The 25,341-nt window shown below is 53.8% G+C and carries 19 protein-coding genes and 1 riboswitch; of the genes, 14 read left to right on the top strand and 5 right to left on the bottom strand.

The features are described 5' to 3' along the window. Positions 1–55 precede the first annotated feature (55 nt). The 12 genes from ACFWUB_RS06195 (at position 56) to ptsP (ending at position 14,599) form a co-directional block, all read left to right on the top strand. Positions 56–724, top strand: coding sequence for a YidC/Oxa1 family membrane protein insertase (locus tag ACFWUB_RS06195; RefSeq protein ID WP_036200823.1), 669 nt, complete (start codon positions 56–58; stop codon positions 722–724). Further along, the gene (gene jag, locus ACFWUB_RS06200; protein WP_302680965.1) at positions 721–1,509 is read left to right on the top strand and encodes an RNA-binding cell elongation regulator Jag/EloR; all 789 of its coding nucleotides are present in this window, start codon (positions 721–723) and stop codon (positions 1,507–1,509) included. Before ACFWUB_RS06195 ends, jag begins: the two co-directional genes overlap by 4 nt. Before the next feature lie 167 nt (positions 1,510–1,676). Then, on the top strand, positions 1,677–3,053 hold the full coding sequence (gene mnmE / locus ACFWUB_RS06205) for a tRNA uridine-5-carboxymethylaminomethyl(34) synthesis GTPase MnmE (RefSeq protein ID WP_302680964.1): 1,377 nt from the start codon (positions 1,677–1,679) through the stop codon (positions 3,051–3,053). A 12-nt stretch (positions 3,054–3,065) separates the two neighbouring features. Beyond that, on the top strand, positions 3,066–4,955 hold the full coding sequence (gene mnmG, locus ACFWUB_RS06210) for a tRNA uridine-5-carboxymethylaminomethyl(34) synthesis enzyme MnmG (RefSeq protein ID WP_416183657.1): 1,890 nt from the start codon (positions 3,066–3,068) through the stop codon (positions 4,953–4,955). Continuing rightward, complete coding sequence (gene rsmG, locus ACFWUB_RS06215; protein WP_302680963.1) at positions 4,942–5,652, top strand: 16S rRNA (guanine(527)-N(7))-methyltransferase RsmG; 711 nt, start codon at positions 4,942–4,944, stop codon at positions 5,650–5,652. Before mnmG ends, rsmG begins: the two co-directional genes overlap by 14 nt. 17 nt (positions 5,653–5,669) lie before the next feature. Then, positions 5,670–6,815, top strand: a complete 1,146-nt coding sequence (locus ACFWUB_RS06220) for a D-alanyl-D-alanine carboxypeptidase family protein (protein WP_292298255.1) — start codon at positions 5,670–5,672, stop codon at positions 6,813–6,815. 58 nt (positions 6,816–6,873) lie between these two features. Beyond that, a riboswitch (ZMP/ZTP riboswitch) is annotated at positions 6,874–6,958 on the top strand. Positions 6,959–7,032: 74 nt separating this feature from the next. Beyond that, the gene (locus ACFWUB_RS06225; protein WP_302754950.1) at positions 7,033–8,271 is read left to right on the top strand and encodes an OFA family MFS transporter; all 1,239 of its coding nucleotides are present in this window, start codon (positions 7,033–7,035) and stop codon (positions 8,269–8,271) included. Between the two features lie 672 nt (positions 8,272–8,943). Beyond that, a complete protein-coding gene (locus ACFWUB_RS06230) occupies positions 8,944–9,705 on the top strand; it encodes a DeoR/GlpR family DNA-binding transcription regulator (protein WP_020723853.1) in 762 nt (253 codons plus the stop codon). Further along, a complete protein-coding gene (gene pfkB, locus ACFWUB_RS06235; RefSeq protein WP_416183658.1) occupies positions 9,702–10,607 on the top strand; it encodes a 1-phosphofructokinase in 906 nt (301 codons plus the stop codon). The genes ACFWUB_RS06230 and pfkB overlap by 4 nt, the downstream gene beginning before the upstream one ends. Positions 10,608–10,656: 49 nt before the next feature. Then, on the top strand, positions 10,657–12,606 hold the full coding sequence (locus ACFWUB_RS06240) for a PTS fructose transporter subunit IIABC (RefSeq protein ID WP_292262082.1): 1,950 nt from the start codon (positions 10,657–10,659) through the stop codon (positions 12,604–12,606). Positions 12,607–12,688: 82 nt separating this feature from the next. After that, positions 12,689–12,946: an HPr family phosphocarrier protein gene (locus tag ACFWUB_RS06245; protein ID WP_020310281.1), complete on the top strand. Its 258-nt coding sequence runs from the start codon at positions 12,689–12,691 to the stop codon at positions 12,944–12,946. 21 nt (positions 12,947–12,967) lie between these two features. Then, positions 12,968–14,599 carry a phosphoenolpyruvate--protein phosphotransferase gene (gene ptsP / locus ACFWUB_RS06250; RefSeq protein ID WP_292262080.1) on the top strand — a complete coding sequence of 544 codons (1,632 nt, stop codon included), beginning with the start codon at positions 12,968–12,970 and terminating at the stop codon, positions 14,597–14,599. Between the two features lie 214 nt (positions 14,600–14,813). Here ptsP and ACFWUB_RS06255 read toward each other — a convergent pair whose 3' ends face one another. From ACFWUB_RS06255 to ACFWUB_RS06275, 5 genes are all read right to left on the bottom strand, one after another. Beyond that, positions 14,814–15,629, bottom strand: coding sequence for a basic amino acid ABC transporter substrate-binding protein (locus ACFWUB_RS06255; protein WP_416183659.1), 816 nt, complete (start codon positions 15,627–15,629; stop codon positions 14,814–14,816). A 270-nt stretch (positions 15,630–15,899) separates the two neighbouring features. Next, positions 15,900–17,306, bottom strand: coding sequence for a sodium:solute symporter family protein (locus ACFWUB_RS06260; RefSeq protein WP_416183660.1), 1,407 nt, complete (start codon positions 17,304–17,306; stop codon positions 15,900–15,902). Positions 17,307–17,473: 167 nt separating this feature from the next. Then, entirely contained in the window at positions 17,474–21,616 is a 4,143-nt protein-coding gene (locus tag ACFWUB_RS06265) for an S-layer homology domain-containing protein (RefSeq protein WP_416183661.1), read from the bottom strand. Between the two features lie 211 nt (positions 21,617–21,827). Next, positions 21,828–21,995, bottom strand: a complete 168-nt coding sequence (locus ACFWUB_RS06270) for an ESPR domain-containing protein (RefSeq protein WP_416183662.1) — start codon at positions 21,993–21,995, stop codon at positions 21,828–21,830. A 39-nt stretch (positions 21,996–22,034) separates the two neighbouring features. Next, a complete protein-coding gene (locus ACFWUB_RS06275) occupies positions 22,035–22,823 on the bottom strand; it encodes a LytR/AlgR family response regulator transcription factor (RefSeq protein ID WP_416183663.1) in 789 nt (262 codons plus the stop codon). A 605-nt stretch (positions 22,824–23,428) separates the two neighbouring features. On the opposite strand from ACFWUB_RS06275, the gene ACFWUB_RS06280 reads away from it, so the two are divergent. Together ACFWUB_RS06280 and panC are read left to right on the top strand one after the other, a co-directional pair. Beyond that, entirely contained in the window at positions 23,429–24,403 is a 975-nt protein-coding gene (locus ACFWUB_RS06280; RefSeq protein ID WP_416183664.1) for a bile acid:sodium symporter family protein, read from the top strand. 27 nt (positions 24,404–24,430) lie between these two features. Beyond that, complete coding sequence (panC, locus tag ACFWUB_RS06285; RefSeq protein WP_416183665.1) at positions 24,431–25,276, top strand: pantoate--beta-alanine ligase; 846 nt, start codon at positions 24,431–24,433, stop codon at positions 25,274–25,276. Positions 25,277–25,341 lie beyond the last annotated feature (65 nt).

Here is a 25,341-nt window from a genome sequence, read left to right on the forward strand (position 1 = left end):
CCCTATTTTTACAACTGAACAGGAGTTGAGAGTATTGGGCTTTTTCAGTGGAATAATGGATGTCCTCAGCGGCATTATGACGACATTCATGAATTACTGTTATGCATTTACCCAGAATGTAGGCTATCCGAGCTATGGCGCTGCCATTATCATGCTCACCTTGATTATTAAACTGGTTCTGGCTCCGCTTACGGCTAAACAGATCCGTTCCATGGAAGGCATGCAGACCCTGCAGCCTAAGATCAAAGAATTACAGAAGAAATATAAGGGCAATCAGAAAAAGATGCAGGAAGAAATGACCAAACTGTATCGGGAAATGGGCGTCAACCCCTTGTCGGGCTGTCTGCCGATCCTCATTCAGATGCCATTCCTCATCGCCATTTTCTATGCTCTTCGGGAATATCCCTACGACCCGGCCTTTGAAAGTTTCTTATGGCTTCCCAGCCTGGGCCAGCCGGACCCCACATATATCATGCCGGTGCTGTCGGCTGTTTCGACTTACTTCATCCAGAACCAGATGTCCGGTACGCAGGTAGCGGCTTCGGATGCACAGGCTAAACAGCAGAAAATCATGAAGATCGTCATGCCGTTATTCATCGGCTGGATCAGCTTGAATTTCCCCAGCGGCCTGGTCATTTACTGGGTTGTTTCTAACGTATTCCAGTGGGCACAGCAGTTCCTCATGACCCACCTCAAGAAAAAAGGAGCACGATCAGAAGCATGAGTACCATCGAAACTACAGGAAAAACGATCGAAGATGCCGTCCGCTCCGGTCTGGTCCGTCTCGGCAGAATGAAGGACGAAGTCGACATCGAAGTCTTGGAAGAACCGAAGAGCGGTTTCTTCGGATTCGGCAGCAAGCCGGCGAAAGTACGCATTACCGAAAAAGAAGGCGTACCGACGGTCCCGACCATGGAAAGCCAGCCGGCAGCCGTGGAAAAGCCCGTCGCACCGGCAGCGGCTGAACCGGCTGCCAACGCAGCTGGCGCAGCTGAAGAAGCGGTTCCCCAGGTAGAAACAGAACCGGCTGAAGCCGAAACAGGCGATGATTTTACGGCTGAAGAAGCCGCCGCCAAGGCGAAGGCCTTCCTTCAGGAAGTGCTCAAGAACATGGGTATCGACGTCGTCATCGAAAAGATGATCAAGTCCGATAAAGTCCTGCTCCACCTGCACGGCAAGAACTTGGGTATCCTCATCGGCAAGCATGGCCAGACCTTGGATGCCCTCCAGTACCTGACCAACTTGACGACGAATCAGGGCGAAACGACGCGCCATTTCATCATGCTCGATGTCGAAAATTACCGCCATCGCCGGGAAGAAACGCTGAAACAGCTGGCTATCCGTCTGGCGAACCGCGTCAAGAAGAACGGCGACCGCGTCGTCCTGGAACCGATGAACGGTTATGAACGCAAAATCATCCATGTGACCTTGCAGAACGACCCGCAGGTCCGCACGGAAAGTGAAGGCCAGGACCCGTACCGCCACGTCGTCATTTACTATCAAGAATAATTTTTAGTTTGCCCTATGAAGCTTAACAAAGAGGCTGTCGCATTCAGACAGCCTCTTTCGAGTATTTTTCTACAAACTCTGTACTACAAACTATAAAGTAAAAGGAATCTTGCATGATGTCAGGAAACTTCATGCGAGCCCCTTGGCTATGAAAGGAGTATTGCCATATGTACGATACGACCGATACGATCGCGGCCATTGCCACCCCCCTGGGGGAAAGCGGCATCGGCGTCATCCGTATCAGCGGCAGCCATGCCTATGACGTAGGCGATGCCATTTTCCGCAGCCCTTCGGGAAAGCCCCTGGCCCAGCGCCGGGACCGTTCTATCCAGCATGGCTTCATCGTTGCCGATGACGGCCGTCCTGTCGATGAAGTGCTCATGCTCATCATGAAAAGGCCGCACTCCTATACGGCGGAAGACGTACTGGAAATCCAGTGCCACGGCGGCCGCAAGGCCTTGGAAGAAATCCTCGGCCTAGTCCTGGCCCACGGCGCCCGCATGGCCAATCCCGGAGAATTTACGCAGCGTGCCTTCGTCAATGGCCGCATCGATCTGGCCCAGGCCGAAGCCGTCATGGATGTCATCCAGGCCAAGAGCCGCCAGGGCCTGACCAGTGCCGTCAATCAGCTTGAAGGGCGGCTGTCTAAAGTCATCGGTGCCATGCGCCATGATTTGACGGACTTCATTACCCGCCTGGAAGTCACCATCGATTATCCTGAAGAAGACTTGGAAGATATCACCGTCCCCGATGTAGCCGGAGCTATCCGCAAACAGCTGACGGCCCTGGACGATATGCTGGAGGCTTCTCACGACGGCCGCATCATCCGCGACGGCGTCATGGCCGCCATTGCCGGTACGCCGAACGCTGGCAAATCGAGCCTGCTCAACCGCCTGCTCCAGGAAGACCGGGCCATCGTCACCGATGTGCCGGGGACGACGCGGGATGTCCTGGAAGAATGGATTTCCCTCAAAGGTGTCCCGGTCTGCCTCGTCGATACGGCAGGTATCCGGGAAACAGACGATACCGTCGAAAAGATAGGCGTCACCAAGGCCAAGGCCTATATGGACAAAGCCGATATTATCCTGGTCGTCATCGACCGGTCCCGGTCCTTGTCCGATGAAGATAAGGCCATCCTGGAAGACACGAAGGATAAGAATGTCCTGGTCGTCCTCAACAAGACCGATTTAATGCCAGTCGTTACGGAAAAAGATTTGGCAGGCTATGGTCATCCCGTTCTCTCCTTGTCGGCTGGTACGGGTGACGGCCTGGATTCCCTAAAAGATAAATTGTTGTCCCTGGCCCTGTCCCATGCCGATACGGCAGGCAGTGCCCTGCTCACCAATACGCGCCATATCGAACTGGTGCGCCAGAGCCGGCAAGCCCTGCAGCGGGCCCTCGATTCCATCGAAGCCGGTATGCCCGTCGACTGTGCCGTCGTCGACCTGCGCGAAGCCTGGGAGCTTTTGGGCTCGATCACGGGCGATACGGTCCACGACGATATGGTCGAAGAAATATTCAGCCGATTCTGTTTAGGTAAATAAAGGGGTGTAACCATGTTTGTAGTCGATACATACGATGTCATCGTCATCGGTGCCGGCCATGCCGGCTGTGAAGCGGCCCTGGCCAGTGCCCGCCTGGGCGCCAAGACCCTGATGGCGACGCTGAACTTAGATAATATTGCCCTCATGCCCTGCAATCCCGCTATCGGCGGACCGGGGAAGAGCCATCTCGTCCGGGAAATCGACGCCCTGGGCGGTGAAATGGGCATCAATACGGATAAGACGTGCCTCCAGATGCGCATGCTCAACACCGGCAAAGGACCGGCCGTCTATTCTCTCCGGGCCCAGTCCGATAAGAAGATGTACCAGATGGCCATGACCAAGACCCTGGAAAACCAGGACCACCTCGATGTCAAGCAGCTCATGATCACAGACCTTCTCGTCGAAGACGGCGCCGTCACCGGTGTCCGGACGGAACTGGATGAAGTTTATAAAGCCAAGTGCGTCATCCTGGCGACGGGGACCTACCTCAAAGGGAAAATCATCATCGGCACCTGTACCTATTCCGGCGGCCCTATCGGCCAGCGCTCGGCTGAAGATTTGTCGGGGTCCCTGGTCAAGGCCGGCCTCAAGCTTATGCGCTTCAAGACCGGTACGCCGGCCCGCGTCGACCGCCGTACCCTGCGGACCGATGAAATGGCCAAGCAGGAAGGCGACAAAGACGGTCATGCCTTTTCCTTCCTGTCGGAACGGAAAGACCGCAACAAAGAATGTTGCTGGCTGACCTTTACCAACGAAGAAACGCATAAGATCATCCGCGACAACCTCGACCGGGCTCCCATGTGCAATGGCATCATCACCGGCATCGGGCCGCGCTACTGCCCGTCCATCGAATCGAAAATCGTCCGCTTTGCCGATAAGAAGCGGCATCAGCTCTTCATCGAACCGGAAGGGGAATCGACGGAAGAAATGTACGTCCAGGGCATGAGCACCAGTATGCCTGCCGACGTCCAGTACGCCTTCCTGCGTACCATCCCGGGCCTGGAAGACGTCAAAATCATGCGCCCGGGCTATGCCATCGAATATGACTGCCTGGACCCGACGCAGCTCACGCCGTGGCTGGAAACGAAGAAGATTTCCGGCCTCTTCTCGGCAGGCCAGGCCAACGGGACCAGCGGTTACGAAGAAGCCGCTGCCCAGGGTCTCATGGCCGGCATCAACGCGGCCTTGAAGGTCCAGGGCAGAGAACCGTTCATCCTAACCCGCTCCGAAGCCTATATCGGCGTCCTCATCGACGATTTGGTCACAAAGGGGACGAATGAACCGTACCGCATCATGACCAGCCGCAGCGAATACCGCCTCATCCTGCGTCAGGACAATGCCGACCTGCGCCTAACCCAGAAAGGCTATGACCTGGGCCTGGTCACGCAGGAACGGTATGACCGCTTCACGGCCAAGAAAAAAGCCATCGAAGAAGGCATCGCCGCCCTCCAGGCCATTTCCGTCACGCCGTCCAAGGCCAATCTGGAAAAATTGGAACGCCTGGGCACGGCACCCATCCACACGGCCATCACGGCCTACGACCTCCTGCGCCGCAACGATGTCGACTACGAGGCCCTGCGGACGGTCTTCGACCTGCCGGAACTGGCTGCCGACGTGGAAGAAGAAATCGAAATCATGATCAAGTACGAAGGCTATATCAGCCGCCAGATGGAACAAGTCAAAAAGATGAACCGCCTGGAACAGAAGAAGATGCCCGCCGATATCGTCTATACCGATATCGACACCCTGTCGGCCGAAGCCCGGCAGAAACTCGATGAAATCCGGCCCTTGTCCTTAGGCCAGGCCAGCCGTATTTCCGGTGTGTCCCCGGCGGATATCACGGCCTTGCTCATCGTACTGGAACAGCACAGCCGGGAGGAAAAAAATCATGTTTCGCAGTGAATTAGAACAGGCCCTGAAGGCCATGGGCCTTACCGTGACAGACGGGCAGCTTTCCCAGTTCTGCGCTTTTAATGAAAGACTGGTGGAAACGAATAAAGTCATGAACCTGACGGCCATTACCGACCCGAAAGGCGTCGCCATCAAGCACATGGCCGACAGCCTGTCCTGTTATGACCCGGCTTATTTCAAAGAAGGCGCTCGTGTCCTCGATTTGGGGACTGGCGCCGGATTCCCCGGCCTGCCCCTGCTCATCTACCGGCCGGACTTGAACGTGACCTTCTTCGATTCCCTGCAAAAGCGCCTGACCTTCCTGGAAAACACGGTCCGCGATATAGGACTGACGGCGTCGTTCCTCCACGGCCGGGCCGAAGAAATGGCCCATAAGCTGGAATACCGCAGCGCTTTCGATATCGTCACCAGCCGGGCCGTCGCCCGCCTGAACATATTGGCCGAATGGGCCCTGCCCTACGTGAAGACCGGAGGCTATTTCATTTCCCTCAAAGGGGCCCAGTATGAAGACGAACTGGCAGAAGGCGAAAAAGCCTTGCAGATCCTGGGCGGCAAAATCGCCGAAGTCCGACCTGTTCACCTGCCGGGACTCGATGACGTCCGCGCCGTCCTTTACATCGAGAAAGTGAAGGAAAGCCCCAAAAAGTATCCCCGCAAGCCCAAGATGGCTGCGAAAAATCCCTTATAGAGAAAGAAGTGTATGCTATGTCTTTGAAAAGAATCTTCTGTCTGGCTGCAGCCGCCTGCCTGACTGTGTCGGCCGCCGTCTTTGCCGATACGCCGCAGCCACCTGAAATCAGCGCTCATGCCGCCTATGTCATGGATGCCGATACGGGTGACACGCTCTATGCGAAAAATGCCGACGACCGGGCCTATCCGGGCAGTACGACGAAAATCATGACCGGTATTCTCGGCGTCGAATTGGGCAAGGCCCAGGGCAAAATGGACCAGCCCCTCAACATCACCAATGACGTCTACAACATCGAAAGCGATGCGTCTGTTCTGGGCATCGATCCTGGCGACCAGATTACCCTGCGCCATGCCCTGACCGGCATGATGACCGTATCCGGCTGTGATGCGGCCGTTGCCGTAGCTGAAACGGTTACGCCGACCCAGGCCGATTTCGTCGCCAAGATGAATGAAAAAGCAGCCGCCCTGGGCTGCACGAATACCCATTTCGCCAATCCCCATGGCCTGCCGGACAGCGATCACTATTCGACGGCCCGCGATATGGCGACGATTGCCGCTTATGGCATGAAAATGCCGGAATTCCGCGACATGGTCAGCCACAGTGAATACGACATGCCCTATATCAACGGCGGGTCCAAGCACTGCACGACGACGAACTATTTCCTGACCAGCGGCTTCCCCGGTGCCAACGGCATCAAGACCGGCACGACCAACGCCGGCGGTCCCTGCCTGGTCGCTTCGGCTACCCAGGATGGCCGGACGGTCATCGCTTCCATCATGAACTCGGACGACCGCTTCGGCGATGCCCAGAAATTGATGGCCTATGGTTTTTCCGTCCTGAAACCGGTCGAACCGGCAGAAAACGTCTATATCCTGCGTCAGGCACCGGCAGGCCAGACATTGTCGGATATCAGGGAAAAAAAGGCCCAGGCTGCTGAACTGGCATCGCAGCAGAAGCAGGAAGCCGCTACGGCTGCCGCTTCCACGGCTGCGGCCAAAGCGCCTGTCAAAACAGCTACAACGGTAAAGACCGCAACGGAAACAGCTGCTAAAACGGCAGCCAAGACGACTGCGAAAACCGCTGCCAAAGCTGATACGGCGAAGACCAGTAAGCCGGCTGTTTCCAGCCAGCCTTACGTTCCCTTCTCGCCGGCTGCTTAAAAGTTAAAAAAGGGATATTGACAATCACCGTCCATATTCGTATAATAAGCACATCAGCAGATTCGTACAGGACTGACGGAATCAAGTGGAGTAACCACATGAACTGTACGGAGATTTTCATGCCGACCGTCTGGGCAAGAGTATGCTACATATTCTTGAGCCAGGCGGCCGGTATTTTTTTTCGCCAGTCTGGCTCCTCACAAGGAGTGTTGTCTAAATGAAACGAAATCGCTGGCTCATCGCCCTGTCTGCCATGGGGCTCCACCTCTGTATCGGCAGTGTCTACGCCTGGAGCGTCCTCACCAAGCCCATCATGGAATCTATGGGCTTCACCCTCAAGGAAACGACGTGGACCTTTTCCCTGGCCATCCTCTTCCTCGGCCTGTCGGCCGGCTTTTTGGGCAGTTTCGTCCAGAAAATCGGTCCCCGCAAGTCCGGCCTCTTATCCATGACCTGCTTCGCCACGGCCATGTTCGGCACGGCAGCGGCTCTCTATGCCCAAAGCCTGCCCATGCTCTACGCTTTTTACGGCGTCATCGGCGGCGTCGGCCTGGGGACGGGCTATATCACGCCCGTATCGACACTGGTCAAATGGTTCCCGGAAAATCGGGGCTTTGCTACGGGCCTGGCTATCATGGGCTTCGGTTTTGCCAGCCTCATCGCCGGTCCGGCCATTCAGCTGCTGGTCCAGCATTTTGGCTTAGTCGCTAACTTCATCATCCTCGGCTGCGTCTATATGGTCGTCATGACGGCTTCGTCGCTCTACCTGGCTCCGCCGGCAGCCGGAGACGTTCCGGCCAAGGCCGAAAAAGAATCTTCCGTCGAATACGCCGACGCCCAGCCGCAGTTCACCGTCCGCCGGGCCATGAAGACCTGGCAGTTCTACGCCATCTGGTGGCTCTTCTTCACCAACATCACCTGCGGTATCGCCCTGCTGTCCGTCGCTTCGCCCATGGCACAGGATGTCGTCGGCATGTCGCCTATGGCAGCGGCTTCCATGGTCGGCTTCATCGGCCTCATGAACGGCGCCGGCCGCATTGCCTGGGCGACCATATCCGACTACATCGGCCGCTCGGCTACGTATGTCCTCTTCTTTGTCATTGAAATCCTGGCCTTCTGGCAGCTGGCTGGCGTTACGGGCGCCTTCAGTTTCCAGGTCCTGGTCCTGCTCATCATTTCCTGCTATGGCGGCGGCTTCTCGTGCATGCCGGCCTACCTCAGCGACCTCTTCGGCACGAAATACCTCAGTGCCATCCACGGCCGCATCCTCACGGCCTGGGGCGCTGCCGGCGTTGCCGGCCCCCTGGTCCTGTCGCTCATCAAAGAAAATACCAATAGTTATGCCGTCACCTTGTACTTCTTCGTCGGCGCCTTCACCGTCGCCCTGGCCCTAATGCTCTTCCTCAAATACCGCACCCGCCACGGCATCGCCCGCGTCGCAGAAGCACGGGGATGATCGTTCATCGTAGGCCTGATGATCGTTTATCGTAGGTCGTTCGTCGTAGGGGGCCGCACGCGGGCGCCCCACGGGTCGCCCCTACAACGAAAAAAGCTGTCGCTATGCGGCAGCTTTTTTTTCGATGACGACGAACGATGAACGAATCGCAGCCAGGCGATGTTATGGATTTACGACAAACGATGAACGCATTACCATAGGCGATGTTATGGCAGAACCGTTATGGATTAACGGCAAATCATTCACGGCCTATGGCCTTGTGCGTAGGGGACGCTCTTTAACCTCTCAGACCGCCTTCGGCGGCCAGCTCCCCTATAAAGGGAGCCTTGGGCGTCCCGTTGTGAACAATGGGAGATATACTCAACTGGTCTATGAGAAATGGTTTTGTGACCTGTGAACTGCGAATAATGATATCGACGAACAGCATTTCACGGGATTCCCACAACGGGCCGCCCTTTGGGACGGCCCCTACAGCGACATCTGTGATGTCGCGGCGGACTGCGGGCTCGCCACGTGCGAGCCCCTACATATGTGAATAAAATCACTTAATGAGCCGGACGCATAGATGAACGAAAATGATTGCTTTTTGATTATAATGAATGAATTTGATTGAAAATGATTGAATATAACGGTATAATGAGGCCAAAGGAGGATAAAAAGGGAAGTGATACGATGTTGACAGAAGAAAGACATGAAAAGATCATGCGTCTTGTCAATACGAGTGGTGCCGTTTCGGTTCAGGACTTAGTAAGTTTTCTGAACATTTCCGAATCGACGGTCCGTCGGGATTTACTCACGCTGGACCGGGAAGGCCGCCTGCGCCGTGTCCATGGCGGCGCCACGACGCTGCGCGATGATTCTTCATATGAAGCGGATATGGAAAATCTGCAGGACAAGTATTCCATTCATATGAGCGATAAACGCCGCATCGCCCAGTATGCAGCCAGCCTGATCAAGAAGGATGACTTCGTCTATCTCGACGCCGGTTCGACGACGGAACAGATGGCCGATTTCCTGGCCGAATCTGAAGCGACCTTCGTGACCAACAGCATCCCGCTGGCCCAGAAATTGGGGCGCAGCGGCAGCCGCGTCTACATCCTGCCCGGACGGGTCAAAGGCGATACGGAAGCCATTGTCGGCAGTGATATGCGGGATATGATCGGCCGCTATCATTTCACCAAGGGCTTCTTCGGAGCCAATGGAATCGCTCCCCATTCCGGATGTACGACGCCGGATGATGAAGAAGCTGTCTGTAAGCGCGCTGCCGTAGGCCAGTGCCTAGACCGCTTCGTCCTGGCCGATTCCAGTAAATTCGGTTTATCTTCGCACATTACATTTGCAGACTTATCAATGGTTACGCTGATTACGGCCAAAGATGAAGAACACGTCGATTACCGGCCTTATCAGCAGATTACGGAGGTGCATATCCTGTGATTTATACAGTTACGTTCAATCCATCGTTAGACTATGTCGTCCACATGAAGACCTTCACGGCCGGTGACATCAACCGGGCCGAACAGGAAATGATCTATCCTGGCGGCAAAGGCATCAACGTGTCCCTCGTCCTGGGAAACCTTCATATTCCTTCTAAGATGCTCGGTTTCGTCGCTGGTTTCACAGGCCGGGAAATTGAACGCCTGGCCAAAATCAACGGCGGCGATACGGATTTCATCATCCTCGACGAAGGCTGCTCGCGTATCAACCTCAAAGTCAGCGCCGATGATGAAACGGCTGTCAATGGCATGGGACCGCATATTCCCGAAGAAAAACGGCAAGCCCTGCTGGCTCAGATCGATACCCTCAAAGCCGGTGACACCCTGGTACTGGCCGGCAGCATCCCCAGCGATATTCCCGATGATATTTACGAACAGATCCTCAAACGCCTCCAGGACCGCGATATCCGCGTCGTCGTCGATGCCACAGGCGACCTTTTGAAGAATGTCATCAAATATAGACCGTTCCTCATCAAACCGAATAACTTTGAATTAGGCGAATTGTTCAGCGTCGACCTCCATACGGATGAAGAAATCATCGTCTGCGCCAAACAGCTCCAGGCCATGGGGGCCCGCAACGTCCTCGTATCTCTCGGCGGTGACGGCGCCCTGCTCCTCGGCGAAGACGGCCAGGTCTACCGCCGCCAGTCCCCGAAAGGCACGCTGGTCAACTCCGTCGGTGCCGGCGACAGCATGGTCGCTGGGTTCCTGGCCGGTTTCGAAGCGTCCAAGGGCGACCTCCAGGAAGCCTTGAAAATGAGCATCAGCGCCGGCAGTGCATCGGCCTTCCATGAATGGCTGGCTACGGAAGACGATATCAAGGAAGTATACGCTACCTTATAAAGAAACACGCATTTTTGTGTAGAGAGTTGAGAAGAGAAGGAGAGAAATAATGCGTATTGTAGATTTACTCAAGAAACAGAGCATCGACCTCAATGCGTCTGTAGCCGACAAGGCCGCTGCCATCGACCACCTGGTCGACCTCATGGCCGCCGGCGGCAACCTGAACGACAAAGAGCTGTACAAGCAGCGCGTCCTCGCCCGTGAACAAGAAGGCAGTACGGGTATCGGCGAAGGCATCGCCATTCCCCATGCCAAGACGGAAGCCGTCAACGAACCGGGCCTGGCTTCGATGATTGTCCGCGACGGCGTCGACTACGAAAGCCTCGACGACGAACCGGCTCACTTGTTCTTCCTCATCGCCGCTCCGGCTGGCGGTGCCAACGTCCATCTGGAAGTCTTGAGCCGTCTGAGCCGTATGCTCATGGACGACGATTTCCGCGACAACCTGATGAAGGCCCAGACGCCGGAAGAATACCTGGCTATCATCGACAAGGCCGAAGCCGAACAAGTCGCAGCTGAAGAAGCAGAAGCTGCCGCTGAAGCCGCTGCCGAAGAAGCACCGGCTGAAACGGAAACGGCCGCTCCGTCGGATCGTCCCTACGTCATCGGCGTCACAGCCTGCCCGACGGGCATTGCCCACACCTACATGGCAGCAGAAGCCCTGGAAAACAAAGCCGCTGCCATGGGCGTCGACATCAAAATCGAAACGAATGGTTCCGGCGGTGTCAAGAACCACCTGACCCAGGCCGATATCGACCGCGCTGTCGGCGTCATCGTCGCCTGCGATAAAGACGTGCCGGTCCAGCGTTTTGCCGGCAAACCGGTCATCTTCACGAAAGTCGCCAACGGCATCAAGATCCCGGAAGAACTCATCCAGACCGTCCTCGACGGCAAAGCACCCATTTATCAGGGCAATGAATCGTCGTCGGAAGCCGTCGATGTCGAAAGCGCTGAAAAAGAAAGCGTCGGCCGTCAGATTTATAAGCACTTGATGAACGGCGTATCCCATATGCTTCCCTTCGTCATTGGCGGTGGGATCCTCATCGCCCTGGCTTTCCTCTGCGACATGGATAACGCCGGTACGGCCAACTTCGGCAGCGGCACGCCGCTGGCTGCCTTCCTGAAAAATGTCGGCGGCCTGTCCTTCAGCATGATGATGCCTATCCTGGCAGGCTATATCGCCATGAGTATCGGTGAAAGGCCGGCTCTCATGCCCGGTATCGTCGGCGGTTTCCTGGCAACGACAGGCGGTTCTGGTTTCTTCGGCGCCCTCTTTGCCGGCTTCATCGCAGGCTATCTCATCATTTTCCTGAAAAAAGCCCTGGCCCATCTGCCGGAAGCGCTGGACGGCACGAAGTCCATCCTCTTCTATCCGGTCCTCGGCCTGGTCCTCATCGGCGTCATCATGACTTATATCATCAATCCGCCGACGTCTGTTTTCAATACGTGGCTCTTCGACGTCCTCAACAGCATGACCACATCGAGCCGTATCGTCCTCGGCTTCATCCTCGGCGGCATGATGTCCATCGACTTCGGCGGCCCGATCAACAAAGCCGCTTACGTCTTCGGTACGGCCTCGCTCATGAGTGCCAGCGGTCAGGCTGTCAGCTCGGGCATCATGGCTTCGGTCATGGTCGGCGGCATGGTTCCGCCTCTGGCTATAGCCCTGGCTATGCTCATCTTTAAAGGTAAATTCACACCGAAAGAACGACAGTCGACGATTACCAACTTCATCATGGGCCTGTCCTTCATCACCGAAGGGGCCATTCCTTTCGCCGCATCGGATCCGGTCCACGTTATCCCGCCCTGCGCTATCGGCGCCGCTGTCGCCGGTGCCTTGTCGATGCTCTTCAACTGCGCCCTTCCGGCTCCTCACGGTGGTATCTTCGTCTTCGGTGTCATCACCAACTGGCCTATGTACATCGTCGCCTTAGTGGCCGGTGTCATCGTCGCAGCTATCCTGCTCGGTATTTTCCGCAAAAAACGTCCGCAAGACTGATTGCGTTATCGCTATAAATCGTATACACTATATTATGTAGCTTTATCTCATCTTCTATATTTCCTAAAAGGAGGAATTTGTCATGAAAGAATTTGAATTTGTTGTCACTGATCCCCAGGGTATCCACGCTCGTCCGGCAGGCCTTTTGGTCAAAGAAGCAAAGAAATTTGAATCCAATATCAGCGTATTCAAAGGCGCCCGCAAAGGCAATTTGAAGAAAATCTTCACCGTCATGGCTCTCGGCGTAAAACAGGGCGAAACGATTAAAGTACAAGTAGAAGGCGCAGACGAAGAACAGGCAGCTAGTACTGTAGAAGCCTTCTTGAAAGAAAACTTCTAATTTCTTTGAGGGGGAAAGTACATGCTGACGTTAAAAGGTAAAAGTGTCTTCTCCGGTATCAGCATCGGACCGCTGGCACTGTTCCATCGTAATACGATTTCTACGGCCGTACGGCCAATCGAAGACGTCGATGCCGAAATCGCGCGTTTCCAGAAAGCCCGCGAAGAAGCTATCGGCCAGCTCAAGGATTTGTATGTCAAGGCTGTAGACAAAGTCGGTGAAGAACAAGCCGCTGTCTTTGAAGTCCATCAGATGATGCTTGATGACGATGACTATATCGAAGGTATTGAAACCAAAATCCGCGATGAAAAAATGAATGCTGAAGCCGCTGTCGACCAGACGGCTCAGGAATTTGCTGAAATGTTCCGTTCCATGGAAGATGCTTATATGCAGGCCCGCGCAGCCGACGTCCTCGACATCTCCCGCCGTGTAGAACAACAGCTTTGCGGCGGCCCGGGAATCGACTTCAGCAATTATGACCACGTCATCATCGCAGCCGATGACCTGGCTCCCAGCGAAACGTTACAGCTCGATACGGATAAGATTCTCGGCTTTGTTACGTCAGCAGGCAGCACGAACTCGCATACGGCCATCCTGGCCCGCACCCTGGGCATCGCTGCCGTCGTCAGCACGGGCACACAGCTCCACAACGACGTCGACAACATGACGGCCATCATCGATGGCACGACGGGCACGGTCTACATCAATCCGGATGAAGAAACCATGGCGGCCATGAAGCAGAAACAGAAGGAAGAAGAACTTCGCGTAGCCGCTCTGGAACAGGTACGCGGCGTCCCGACGGTTACCAAAGATGGCAAGAAGATCAACCTCTATGCCAATATCGGCAACCCCGGCAATCTGCCGCAGGTCCTGGCCAACGACGCCGAAGGCATCGGCCTCTTCCGCAGTGAATTTCTCTATCTCGAAAGCAGCGATTATCCGACAGAAGACCAGCAATTCGAAGCCTATAAACAGGCGGCTGAAGCTCTGCAGGGCAAGACCGTCGTCATCCGTACCCTGGATATCGGCGCCGACAAGAAAGTCGACTACTTCCAGCTCGACCCGGAAGAAAACCCGGCCATGGGCATGCGTGCTATCCGCATCTGCCTGACCCGCGTCGACCTCTTCAAGACGCAGCTTCGCGCCCTCCTGCGCGCTTCGGCTTATGGCAAGATCGCTATCATGTTCCCGATGATCATTTCCGTCTGGGAAGTACAGCGGTGCAAAGAAATCCTCAACGAAGTCCGTCAGGAATTGGATGAAAAAGGCATTGCCTACGATAAGGATATGGAAATCGGCATCATGGTCGAAACACCGGCTGCTGCCGTCATGAGTGAAGAACTGGCTAAGGAAGTCGACTTCTTCAGCATCGGTTCCAACGACTTGACCCAGTATACCCTGGCCATCGACCGTCAGCAGACCCAGCTCGATGCCTTCTTCGATCCCCATCATCCGGCTGTCCTCAAACTCATCCAGATGACCATCGAAAATGGCCACAAAGCCGGCATCTGGGTCGGCATCTGCGGCGAACTCGGTGCAGACCTGACACTGACCGAAACGTTCCTGCGCATGGGCGTAGACGAACTCTCCGTCAGCCCACCGTCGGTCCTGCCGCTCCGTGAAAAAGTACGCTCTCTTGATTTGAGCAAGTAATAAAAAAGGTCTTGTCGCGATGCGACAAGACCTTTTTAGCTGTTAGCCGTTAGCCATCGGCCTCCCCTGTGAAGGGGAGCTTTTTGGCATTGTAGGGGTCGCCACGTGGGCGACCCGTTAGGAATTTGGATGATACTCTCAGCAGGCTGGCCGGGAAATCGTACACCCCCCCAAGCGGGCTCGCCACGTGCGAGCCCCTACGACCTGATAACCATTACTTCAGCACTTCTTCCGAGCTGGTCGGGAGGTTAGGCATATCGGTGTTGAACCATTTCTTGTAGATTTTCTGGAATTCGCCCGATTCTTTCAGTTTGGCCATGGCGTCGTTGACTTGTTTCAACAATTCTTTGTTGTCTTTGTTGATGGCGAAGGCCAGGTATTCCGGTTTCGTGTCGGGGATGTCGATGACGTCGAATTTATCTTTGCCGTCCTGGGTCAGAAAGTAATCGGCAACCGGTTTGTCGAGAATGGCTGCCGGCGAACCGCCGACCTGGAGTTCCATGATGGCTTCGGAGTTATTGTCGAACTGTTTGATCGTATAGCCCTGTTCTTCGGCATATTTAGCGCCAGTCGTACCGATCTGGACGGCAATCTGTTTGCCCTGCAGGTCGGCTACGGAATGGACGCCGCTGTTTTTCGGTGTCAAGATGACCAGTTTCGATTCGTAGAACGGAGCGGCAAAGGCGACTTTCTGGGCCCGTTCCTTGGTGACGGTCATGCCCGTAGCGGCGATATCCATGTCACCCTGCTGGATGATGGGGATGATACCAGAAAAAGCGATGTTGTTGAATTCGACATCACGGCCCATTTCTTTGGCTACGGCGCGGATCAAGTCCATTTCAAAGCCCTTATATTCCGTCGATTGGTCGTTATCCTTGAATTCAAAAGGAACAAACGTCGCATTGGTAGCGACGCGAAGCGGTTTCTTCGTATCGTTGGCAGCATCTTTCTTGTCACTGCCGCAGCCGGCCAGCATCGAAGCGGCTAATACGCCTGTAAGCAAAGCAGCACCTAATTTTTTCGTATCCATACAATCCCCTCCAGAAATTGAATAAAAATAAATTTATGCTTATTATTATACCATCTTGTGGGAAAAAGTAAAGGGCTTGTCGCAAGCGACAAGCCCTTTATCGTTGTTCGTGATTCATGATTCGTAGGGGAGACCACGTGGGGCGCCCGCTCCTGGGGATGTACGAATCTTCCGGCTACGGCTAATCTGCTGGAGAAATCGGACATATCCCGAAGCGGGTCGCCTTGACAGGACGGCCCCTACGAGCAGCAAGCAGCTGACTGCTTGCTGCTACTCCTTCAACTCCGGCATCTTGATAGGTGTCTTATCGATGAGGCGGACGACGAGGAGAGTGATGATGCAGATGATCCATTCAAAATAAATGACGTGGGGCAGGACGCGGATCTGCGGGCAGAGCTGCCAGGCAAAGAGGCCGATGATGCCGACCAGGGTCGTCCAGAAGGCCGTGTTCTTGCGGCACAGGGACGGGCAGAACATGGTGCAAAGGAAGACCAGCGTGAAGGCCGTCGTCAGGCTCAAACCGATGAGCATGACTTTGACGATGCCGACGGCGTTGAAGGCCAGCCACAACGTACCGGCGCCGATGATAAGGATGATTAGGCGGTTGGCCTTGATGTAGCTTGTTTCGGAAATATCCGGTTTGATAAAACGTTTAAAAATGTCCTGAGAGATGAGGGTACCGGCACCGAGGAGAATCGTGCAGGCCGTCGATACATCGGCCGCCCAGAGGGCAGCCAGGGTCATCCCTGACGAGAACGGGTCGAGACTCATGATGATCTGCGGCAGAGCCATGGTCGGATTGATGCCCGGGAACTGGGCTTTGGCAGCCAGGCCGAGGATAGCCGACAAGAAGCCGACCGGGAAGATGAGCAGGCCGCCGAGGATGAAGCCCCTGCGGGCTGCCTTGGCGTTCTTGGCGCCGCAGGCAATCTGGACCGGCCCCTGAGCCGTGATGGCCTGGGTCGTCATGACGATGATCCAGCCCAGGAGTACGGCAAAGGACAGGCCGCCCATGGGCGAGAACCAGTTAAAATCCGCTGCCGGCAGGGCTGCATTGATGCCGCTGATGCCGCCGTCGCGGAGAAGGATGCGGACGAGGGAATAGAGGATGCCGAGGTAAATGACGGTGACGCTGAGGATATTCGATAAACCGGAAGACCAGAGGCCGCCGATGGCCGTGATGCCGACGAAGACGACGGCACTGGTGATCATGCCGGCGTGCATGGAGAAGATATCCGGCATGAGGGCGTGTAAAATCGAACCGCCGGCGACGTACTGCAGGGACGTGATGCAGATCATGATCAGGGACAGGCCGATGACGCTGATGATGCGGGCTTTTTTATCGTAACTCCGTTCAAAGAGTTCCGGAATGGTCGTGCAGTTCAGGGAACGGTACTTACCGGCAGCGACAAAGCCCATGATGATGGCGCCGATAGCCCAGGCCGCATTGTACCAGCCGGCAGCCAGGCCGATTTTCGTCGCGCTTTCAGCGACGCCGACGGTCGAAGCCGCGCCGACGGCCATACCCGTGATACTGACGGCGACCAGGCCCGTAGAAAACTGGCGCCCTGCAAATAAATACTCTGTCGGGTTCTGACTGGCCCGGCGTTTGACATAGAAAGAAATGGCAAATAATAAAATGATGTATAAGATGACAATACACAATTGAATCGACATTTTCTCTCCATCCTCCTTTGACTTATAAATTTAAAAATTTGCAACCTTAGTTCCATCTATGGGAACATAATATGCCAATAATTAACGTTATTATAGGCTAAAACGAAGAAAAATACAAGGAGGAGAAAAAAGGGCTTGTCGCCGTGCGACAAGCCCTTTTTTTCAATCTATGCTTTTTTCTGTGCGGCCATGGCCTGGAGTTCTGGTTTGAATTCTTCGACCAGTTTCTTTTCGGCTTTGGCACCTTTGGAGAGGGCGTTGTAGATGATTTCCGCCATTTCGTAACGGGTCATCGTGCGTTCGCCGTGGTATTTTCCGTCTTCGTAGCCCTGGATGATGCCGTTGCCAGCGAGTTTGCTGACGGCTTCATAAGCCCAGTGGTTTTCCGGGACATCCGGGAAGTCTTTGGACATATTCGGATTGATGACCGAAAGGAGGGCATCGAGGCGGCTGGTGAGATAATCAATCTGTTTCTGCTGGGCTTTTTCCCGTTCTGTCAAGCCGTTCGTGGCATTGCGTCTTGCCTTATTGCCACCCTGGCCGATACGGAGGGAAATGCCGCCGCCATACATGTTTTCGCCTGTTCCGAAGGACGACGAAACATTGACCATGACGTTTTCATTCGGCCGGTAGAAGGCGCCGATAGCCGTAGCCGTTTCGCCTTTGTAACCGCCGACAGCAGCTGCAATGTTCCACTTGGAATCAGCATCGAATTCGAGGGGATGCAGGTTGGCCAATGCCGCTGCGTTAGCCCCGACTTTGTCGACGCGGCTGTCCAGCTTGTTGACCTTGTTTTCAACGCCGGTGACGCGTTCATTGGTCTGATAGAGCTGGCTGCCATTGACGGCATCCGTGCTGTCAGCGGCAATCCGGCCCGGAGCGACGTTGACCACTTTCTGATCGTTGGCGTTGATGCCGTTGGAATCGATGTAGGTCTTGTCGCCGACCTTATAGGAAGAAGCGGTCATGCTACCGGCAACCGTAGCGTTGCCGCCGACACTGAGATCTTTTTCCATGGTGACAATATCCTTAAAGGTTGCCTGGCCATCGAAGGTAGAGGTGCTGGTGACGTGGAGTGTATCCGTCGTCGTGCCGCCAGTAACGGTTGCACCATTGTTGACGACGAGTTTTTCTGTTTTTGTCGTACCTTCTACAGTCAGGTCTTTTTCAACCGTAGCGTTAGATTCCATGGTGACGTCGCCTTTCAGGTCAGACGTACCGTTGACTGTCAGGTTCTTGCCAACGTTTGCATTGCCCTGCAGGTCCGAATCGCCTTTGACAGTCAGTTTCTGATCAACCATTGCATTGCCATGGACACCGAGGTCCTTCATGACATCAGCATAATCCATCGTAGCCTGACCCGTTTCAATCGTGTTGCCAGAAATGGTGGTCTTTGTGACGGTCCCTTCTTTAATGGCCGTATTGTGGTCCGTGTTTTCAAAGGTTGTTCCACTGTCCGTCGTCGTTACCGTCGTTTTACCTACGGTATTGGTAATGGATTCGCTGGCCGTGTTGGTAATGTTCTGAGCAGCATTGGCAATGGTTCCGCCAGCAGCACTCAGGCTGATGTCTTTGGCACTCTGACTGATACCGGTACTGGTGTTGCCATCCGTTACGGCACTGCTGACCATGCCTGTTGTCGAATCTTTTACGATGTCGATGAGGGTGGAACCGTTGACCAGGGCATCTTCCGTCTTGGTGGTGGCGCTGTACTGGGTATCGCTGGCTTTGATCAGCTGTTCCGATTTGTCCACGGTGCTGTTGGTGTTGTTGGCCTTGGTCCCGTCAGTGATGGAGGAGGCCAGGCTCATGGCATCCTGGTTCACAACGGTGGTGTTGGTCTGGCCGGCAATGGTGTCGATGGTGGTCTTCTTATCCCCATCGGTGAGCTGGGATTTTTCTTCTGCTGCGCCCCGGAGATAGGAAGCGGTCTTGCCATCGACCTGGCTCATTTCTTCTTTAGTCTGATAGGACAACTGGGTGGAAGTGTTGGAGCCGTACTCGTTGGAAACCTTGCTGACAATGGAGCTGGAAGCATCCGTTTCTACATCAATAGCCTTGTTGGTGATCTTGTTCTTTGCTTCGTTGGTGATGCTTTCTGCTGTCAGGCTGCTGTCGCCGGTCACGGTCGTGGTCTGGTTTCCGCCTACCTTGGTATCCAGGTCGGACTTGTAGTCTTCCGTGACCTTGCCGGTGACAGTGGTCTTCAATTCTCCACCAACGGTGTTGGTCATATTGCCGGTTGCTGTGTTCACCAGGTCTTTAGCCGTATTGGTGATGGTTCCATTAGCTGCGCTGTTGGTAATATTACCGGTTGCAGTATTCAGGATATCTTTGGCATTGGTTGCGACCGTCTTATCTGTTGCATTGTTTGTGATGCCGCTTTCATTCATCACACTCTGAACTGCCGAACCGTCGCCAATCTGGGTGGTTACAGATTCACTGGCCGTATTGGTAATGGTTTTTGCATCATTGGTCATCGCTTCAGCAGCTTTGTTGGAAATAGTCTTCGCTTCATTGCTGATAGTGCCGTTGGAAGCAATGTTGCTGATATTGCCATTCTCTGCTTTGTTGGTAATGCTGTCAGAAGCTGTGTTTGTCAGTTCTTTGGCATTATTGGAAATAGTGCCATTTGTGGCCGTATTGGTAATATCCGTCGTAGTCTGGGTGGAAGAAGTCGTGTTGGTTCCATCGGTGACTTCGCTGGTGATGTTATCTACTTTCTGATCCACTTTGGAGAATACCGTATCAGACGAATTAATCTGATTGAGGATTTCATCGACGTGCTGTTCGAATGTGGAAGTCTTGCCATTGGCATCATTGGTAATGACATTACTGGATTCCGTTGCATTCATCTTTTCCACATTTCTGTTGATTCCATTGGAAGCTGTTTCGGTCTTACCTTTTTCCGTCAAAGTAGAAGTGCTGGTATAGGTTTTTCCATCCGTGGTATCTACTTTGCTATTGACAGAAGTCACATTCCCGCCATGAATTTCGGTATAATTGTTTTTATCCAGTTTGCTGGAGAGCGTCTTGGCATTGAATTCACCCTGGACTTCCCAATCTTTCACAGTTGCTTTACCACTTACGTTCAGGGTACCTGCATCAACTTCTCCAGTAGTCTTGATGGTGCCAGCCCCTGCATCCAGGTCTCCACCGGTCAGGGTCAGGTTGTGCCCTGTCATGCCTTTGGCTACCGTAAGGCTGTCACCGCTCAGTACTCCGCTGGCTGTAATATTCTGGCCGGAAATGTTCCCGGTCCCTGCCACGATATCTCCGCCGCTGGTATTCAGTTTGCCGCCGGCTGTCAGGATATCGCCGCCTACGGTTTTGATGTTGCCGGATCCAGTGTTGATTTCGCCGCCAGAAGTAGCTACTTTGCCCCCATTGGTACGGACTTCCCCGCCCTGGGTATTCACGTTGCCGCCGCCGGTCTGGATGAATCCACCGTTGGTCTTGATATTGCCATTGCTGATGGTGGCCGTTCCATCGGTCAGGGTAGCGCCCTGTACCGTTCCGGTAGAAGTCACATTCCCAGAAGCAACATTGCCATCAGTATCCACCGTAAACTTCCCGTTGGCCCCTTTGATGCTGCCGTCAGCATTCATAGCCGCCTGGGCTGCCGCATAGTTATCCCCGCCAGTATAGACGCCTTTGGCATCCATCACACTGCTGTTGGTACCAACCTTGATGCCATTTTCGCTGAGGGTAATCTGGTTTTCTTTGCCTTCATTCATAACCAGGGTAGTCGCCGCTTCTTTGGAAGTGCTGACAGTCCCATCCTTGTTCACCGTGGTGGTGTTCTTTTGCAGTACATTGTTGTCACTCAGGCTCAGTCCGCCATTGACCGCTTCTGCCAGTTTGGTATCAGCTGCCACACGGCCTGCCCATTCATTGGCATCAGCCTGGCTCAGGGCGTTGAACCCATCCACCATATTCTGGTTGACCTGCTGGATGACCTTATCCTGGGCTGCATCTGCACCCAGCCGAGCAGCCGTTTCGTCTGCCAGACCTTTATCCAGCAGCGCCACGTTTTCGCCAATGGTATTGGCGGCTCTCACGATAGCCCCATCCTGTACGGCGGCATCGTCCTTGCTCACATAGTTATCAGATGTCTGTTTTTCCAGATATTCCTTCACATTGGTGATCCGGGTATCCAGAGCCGTATCGGCAGCTTCCCGGGCAGCAGCTTCAGCGGCATCTGCCTTTTCCAGATTCGTCACAGAGTATTTCCGTTTCAGTGCTTCTTCATTAATGGCATCAGCATTGGCTTTGACCTGCGTATCCAGCGCATTCAGGTTCTCGCCCACAGATTTAAAAGCATCAACATATGCCCCATCCGTCGCTTGAATATTTTCACCTATCGAAAGGAGTTCATTTTGAACTTCCTTACTAAATTTTTGAATATCTTTCTGCAGGCTTTCTTGCCCTTTATCTATCCCTTCTTTGGTATAAACTTCTACTGCCGTAGTAGAACCAGTGCCAACCGGTTCCACCATTATGGTGGCATCCGCTGCATAGCTAAAACCCTCCGACCGGGAGGAGTATGAGGGCCGTGATGGCGGCCAGGGCCAGGCGTCTGGTCTTATCGCCTGTGCTGGAGGCCTTGGTATGGCTTTTGGCTAATTCCGATGCTACGACGTAGCAATTTCTTGATTTACTCCAGATGACTTTAAATATCTTATTCATATTTTCGCACCCTTTCTGTATAAAGATTTGACAGGGACCTTAATTTTGCGTACAAAAATAATAAGGTACCGGAAATGCTGAAATTTTTGGGATTTTTATGCGTCTTTTTGGAAAATGAATTTGAAATAATCTTCCTGGAACTGGGCGATATTTTCGTTTGGCCAGGGGGATTTTGTGCCCCTTCACTTCGATGTACTCACTCTTTATGATGTGAATTGCAGACTGGTTGACGATATAACCTTTTCCGGGAGAGACGAACTGGCCGGGGACGATGGATTCAAAGGTCTGCAGCAGGGCTGACAGGGATTGGCGCGTTTCCAACATGGAGCCGTCATAGGTGTGGACTTGCTGGACATGGCCGTTGCTTTCGATGAAGAGCAGGTTGTTGACTTCTTCGACCTGGATGCCGCCGCCGACGAGGCGAAAGAGGATCTTTTTGCTGTGCCGCTGGCGTATCGTGTCCATGACCCGGTCCATGGCCTGGTCGAATTGTTTTTGTGTAAACGGCTTGGTCAGGTAATGGGCGGCCCGGACGTCGAAGGCTTCGACGGCGAATTCGTCACTTGTCGACAGGAAGATGATTTCGGCTTGACTTTTCTGTTTTCTCATTTCACGGGCGATATCGGTTCCCAGCAGGCCGGGCATGCAGATATCCAACAAGATGATGTCGAAATCTTTCCTTTCTTCCACGGCGTCTACAAAGTTCATGGCGTTGTTATAGGCGTATATCTCGATATTCGAGGCTTTGTTCTGGTAATAAGTCTGTACGGCTGTTTTCATGATTTCCAACTGGTCTTGTAAATCATCGCAGAGGGCAATTCTCAACATAGGTACCTCCTTTCTGTTCACGGTAAGGGAACAATCATCCTTTTGCAAGTGTATTATAACTCGTGTTGATGCTTAAAAATTCCTCCGTGACATGAAATGTACTTTTTTTGGCATAAACGGAATAGGCCCTGATTTTTTTTTATACAATATCAAGTACATTGCTATTATTCTGTAATTATCCTATGAAATTTAAGTTTTGACTCCAAACGTCACTTTATTTTGCCGAATTCCGTATAACTGGAAAATGCTTGAGGTCTATTATGCTTCCGTATACAATTTACTGGCATATTAATGTGACTGAGAAACGCCATTGCATCGCGTTCCTAAATATGGTATGATACGGCCGAGGCAAAAGATAACATCACGTATCGTGAGTTATACTTTTTTCGGATATTTTTCAAGATGGTTTTTTCATCTGCTTGGATCTGCTTTGGACCGAGACAGAAAGGATGGCTCATCATTTGTTGGTAGTGCTGAAATACGTGGGATTTTTCACAATTTCGCCTGCCACTATGGACGTTTGTCGCTTAGACACCTTTCGGTCTGTGCCGGAAGGTGTTTTTTTTGTTTCTTTTGCCCCAGATTCTCATAGGGAGGTTTTTTTATTGAAAAAGTGTTGTGATTTTCTGGTAAACAACATGGCCATTTTCGTCGTCCTCATCGGTATTGTCGGCGTCGTATGGCCCCAGACCTTGCAATGGGTCGGCCCGTACGTTGGCTGGCTGCTGGGGATTGTCATGTTCGGCATGGGCATGACCCTGACTGTACAGGATTTCAAGACCGTCTTCAAGCGGCCGTGGGAAGTCCTCATCGGCGTCGTCGCTCAGTTCCTCATCATGCCCTTCGTGGCCTGGGCCCTGGTACGCCTCTTTGCCCTGCCGCCGGAACTGGCCATTGGCGTCATCCTCGTCGGGACCTGCCCGGGCGGGACGGCATCGAATGTCATCTCTTATCTGGCCAAAGGCGACGTCGCCCTGTCTGTCTCGATGACCATGTCGACGACGCTCCTGGCGCCTATCGTGACGCCGGCCCTGACCTGGTTCCTGGCAGGCGCCTGGATCCATGTTTCCTTCGTATCCATGATGATTTCCATTGCGGAAATGGTCCTGGTACCGGTCCTGCTCGGTTTGGCGGCTCATCATTTCTTCGCCCGCGGCGTCGAAAAAGTCCTGCCGGCCATGCCCGTCGTATCGGTAGCGACTATCGTCATCCTCGTCGGCTGCGTTGTATCCCTCAGTGCATCGCGTCTCTTTGACGTCGGCCTGCTCATGGCGGCTATCGTCATCTTGCACAATGTCTTTGGCCTGGCCCTTGGCTATGGCATGGCCAAATTGTTCCGCCTCGATTCGCGTAAATCCCGGACCGTAGCCATCGAAGTGGGCATGCAGAATTCCGGCATGGCTGCGTCTTTGGCCGTCTTATATTTCAACCCGGCAGCGGCCATTCCCGGCGCTATTTTCAGCGTATGGCACAATATTTCCGGGTCCATCGTGGCCAATTTCTTCTCGCGCCGCGATGAAAAAGCCGAAGAAAAGGCTCGTGCCCTGTCTGTCGATAAATCGAGTGTTCCTACTCATTAATTCATATTTCAAAGGAGTCTTACAATCATGAAAATTTTCCGTACTGTCAAAGAAATGCAGGCATTTGCTGGTGAACAGAAAAAGGCTGGTAAGGTTATCGGCCTGGTCCCGACTATGGGTGCGCTCCACGAAGGTCATCTGACCCTGATGCGGGCTGCCAAGGCCAAATGCGACGTCGTCATCGCTTCGGTCTTCGTCAATCCGACCCAGTTCGGCCCGAACGAAGACTATGATGCTTATCCGCGTCGCTTCGATGAAGACTGCCAGAAATTGGAAAGCGTCGGCGTCGATGCCGTTTTCCATCCGGAACCGTCGGAAATGTATCCTGAAGGCTGCTGCACCTATGTCAATGTCGACGGCGACATTACGCATAAACTCTGCGGGGCTCAGCGGCCTATCCATTTCCGCGGCGTCGCTACGGTCGTCACGAAATTGATGAACATTACCCGCGCCGATGAAGCCTTCTTCGGTCAGAAAGACGCCCAGCAGGTCGTCGTCGTCCGCCGTTTCGTCAGCGACCTCAATATCCCGGTCCACATCAATATGGTCCCCATCGTCCGCGAAGAAAGCGGTCTGGCCCGGAGCTCGCGCAATGCTTACCTTTCGCCGGAAGAAAAACAGGCGGCCCTGGTTCTGTCCCGCAGCCTGCGCAAAGCCAAAGCCGCTTATGAAGGCGGCGAAAAGGATGTAGAAACACTGAAATCCATCGTGACCAAGGAAATCCAGTCGGAACCGATGGCTTCTATCGACTACGTCGATCTCTTCTCCTTCCCGGCCTTGAAACCGATTGCGACGGTCGACCAGGAAAGCCTGTTGGCTATCGCCGTCCGCATCGGCAAGACGCGTCTCATCGATAACGTCATCTTGGGCTAAGGAAATCTTCACATTATCTTCACATTTCCTCCACATCTTTTTCGCACCCCTCTGGTATAGTAGAA

It is taken from the genome of Megasphaera sp., assembly GCF_047831605.1.
GTDB lineage: Bacteria > Bacillota > Negativicutes > Veillonellales > Megasphaeraceae > Megasphaera > Megasphaera intestinihominis.

What these genes read in the sequence shown, in the direction of transcription:
- ACFWUB_RS06195 (WP_036200823.1), top strand. Translation starts at nt 56, where the DNA reads ATGGATGTCCTCAGCGGCATTATGACGACATTCATGAATTACTGTTAT.
- jag (WP_302680965.1), top strand. Translation starts at nt 721, where the DNA reads ATGAGTACCATCGAAACTACAGGAAAAACGATCGAAGATGCCGTCCGC.
- mnmE (WP_302680964.1), top strand. Translation starts at nt 1,677, where the DNA reads ATGTACGATACGACCGATACGATCGCGGCCATTGCCACCCCCCTGGGG.
- mnmG (WP_416183657.1), top strand. Translation starts at nt 3,066, where the DNA reads ATGTTTGTAGTCGATACATACGATGTCATCGTCATCGGTGCCGGCCAT.
- rsmG (WP_302680963.1), top strand. Translation starts at nt 4,942, where the DNA reads ATGTTTCGCAGTGAATTAGAACAGGCCCTGAAGGCCATGGGCCTTACC.
- ACFWUB_RS06220 (WP_292298255.1), top strand. Translation starts at nt 5,670, where the DNA reads ATGTCTTTGAAAAGAATCTTCTGTCTGGCTGCAGCCGCCTGCCTGACT.
- ACFWUB_RS06225 (WP_302754950.1), top strand. Translation starts at nt 7,033, where the DNA reads ATGAAACGAAATCGCTGGCTCATCGCCCTGTCTGCCATGGGGCTCCAC.
- ACFWUB_RS06230 (WP_020723853.1), top strand. Translation starts at nt 8,944, where the DNA reads ATGTTGACAGAAGAAAGACATGAAAAGATCATGCGTCTTGTCAATACG.
- ACFWUB_RS06240 (WP_292262082.1), top strand. Translation starts at nt 10,657, where the DNA reads ATGCGTATTGTAGATTTACTCAAGAAACAGAGCATCGACCTCAATGCG.
- ACFWUB_RS06245 (WP_020310281.1), top strand. Translation starts at nt 12,689, where the DNA reads ATGAAAGAATTTGAATTTGTTGTCACTGATCCCCAGGGTATCCACGCT.
- ptsP (WP_292262080.1), top strand. Translation starts at nt 12,968, where the DNA reads ATGCTGACGTTAAAAGGTAAAAGTGTCTTCTCCGGTATCAGCATCGGA.
- ACFWUB_RS06255 (WP_416183659.1), bottom strand. Translation starts at nt 15,629, where the DNA reads ATGGATACGAAAAAATTAGGTGCTGCTTTGCTTACAGGCGTATTAGCC.
- ACFWUB_RS06260 (WP_416183660.1), bottom strand. Translation starts at nt 17,306, where the DNA reads ATGTCGATTCAATTGTGTATTGTCATCTTATACATCATTTTATTATTT.
- ACFWUB_RS06270 (WP_416183662.1), bottom strand. Translation starts at nt 21,995, where the DNA reads ATGAATAAGATATTTAAAGTCATCTGGAGTAAATCAAGAAATTGCTAC.
- ACFWUB_RS06275 (WP_416183663.1), bottom strand. Translation starts at nt 22,823, where the DNA reads ATGTTGAGAATTGCCCTCTGCGATGATTTACAAGACCAGTTGGAAATC.
- panC (WP_416183665.1), top strand. Translation starts at nt 24,431, where the DNA reads ATGAAAATTTTCCGTACTGTCAAAGAAATGCAGGCATTTGCTGGTGAA.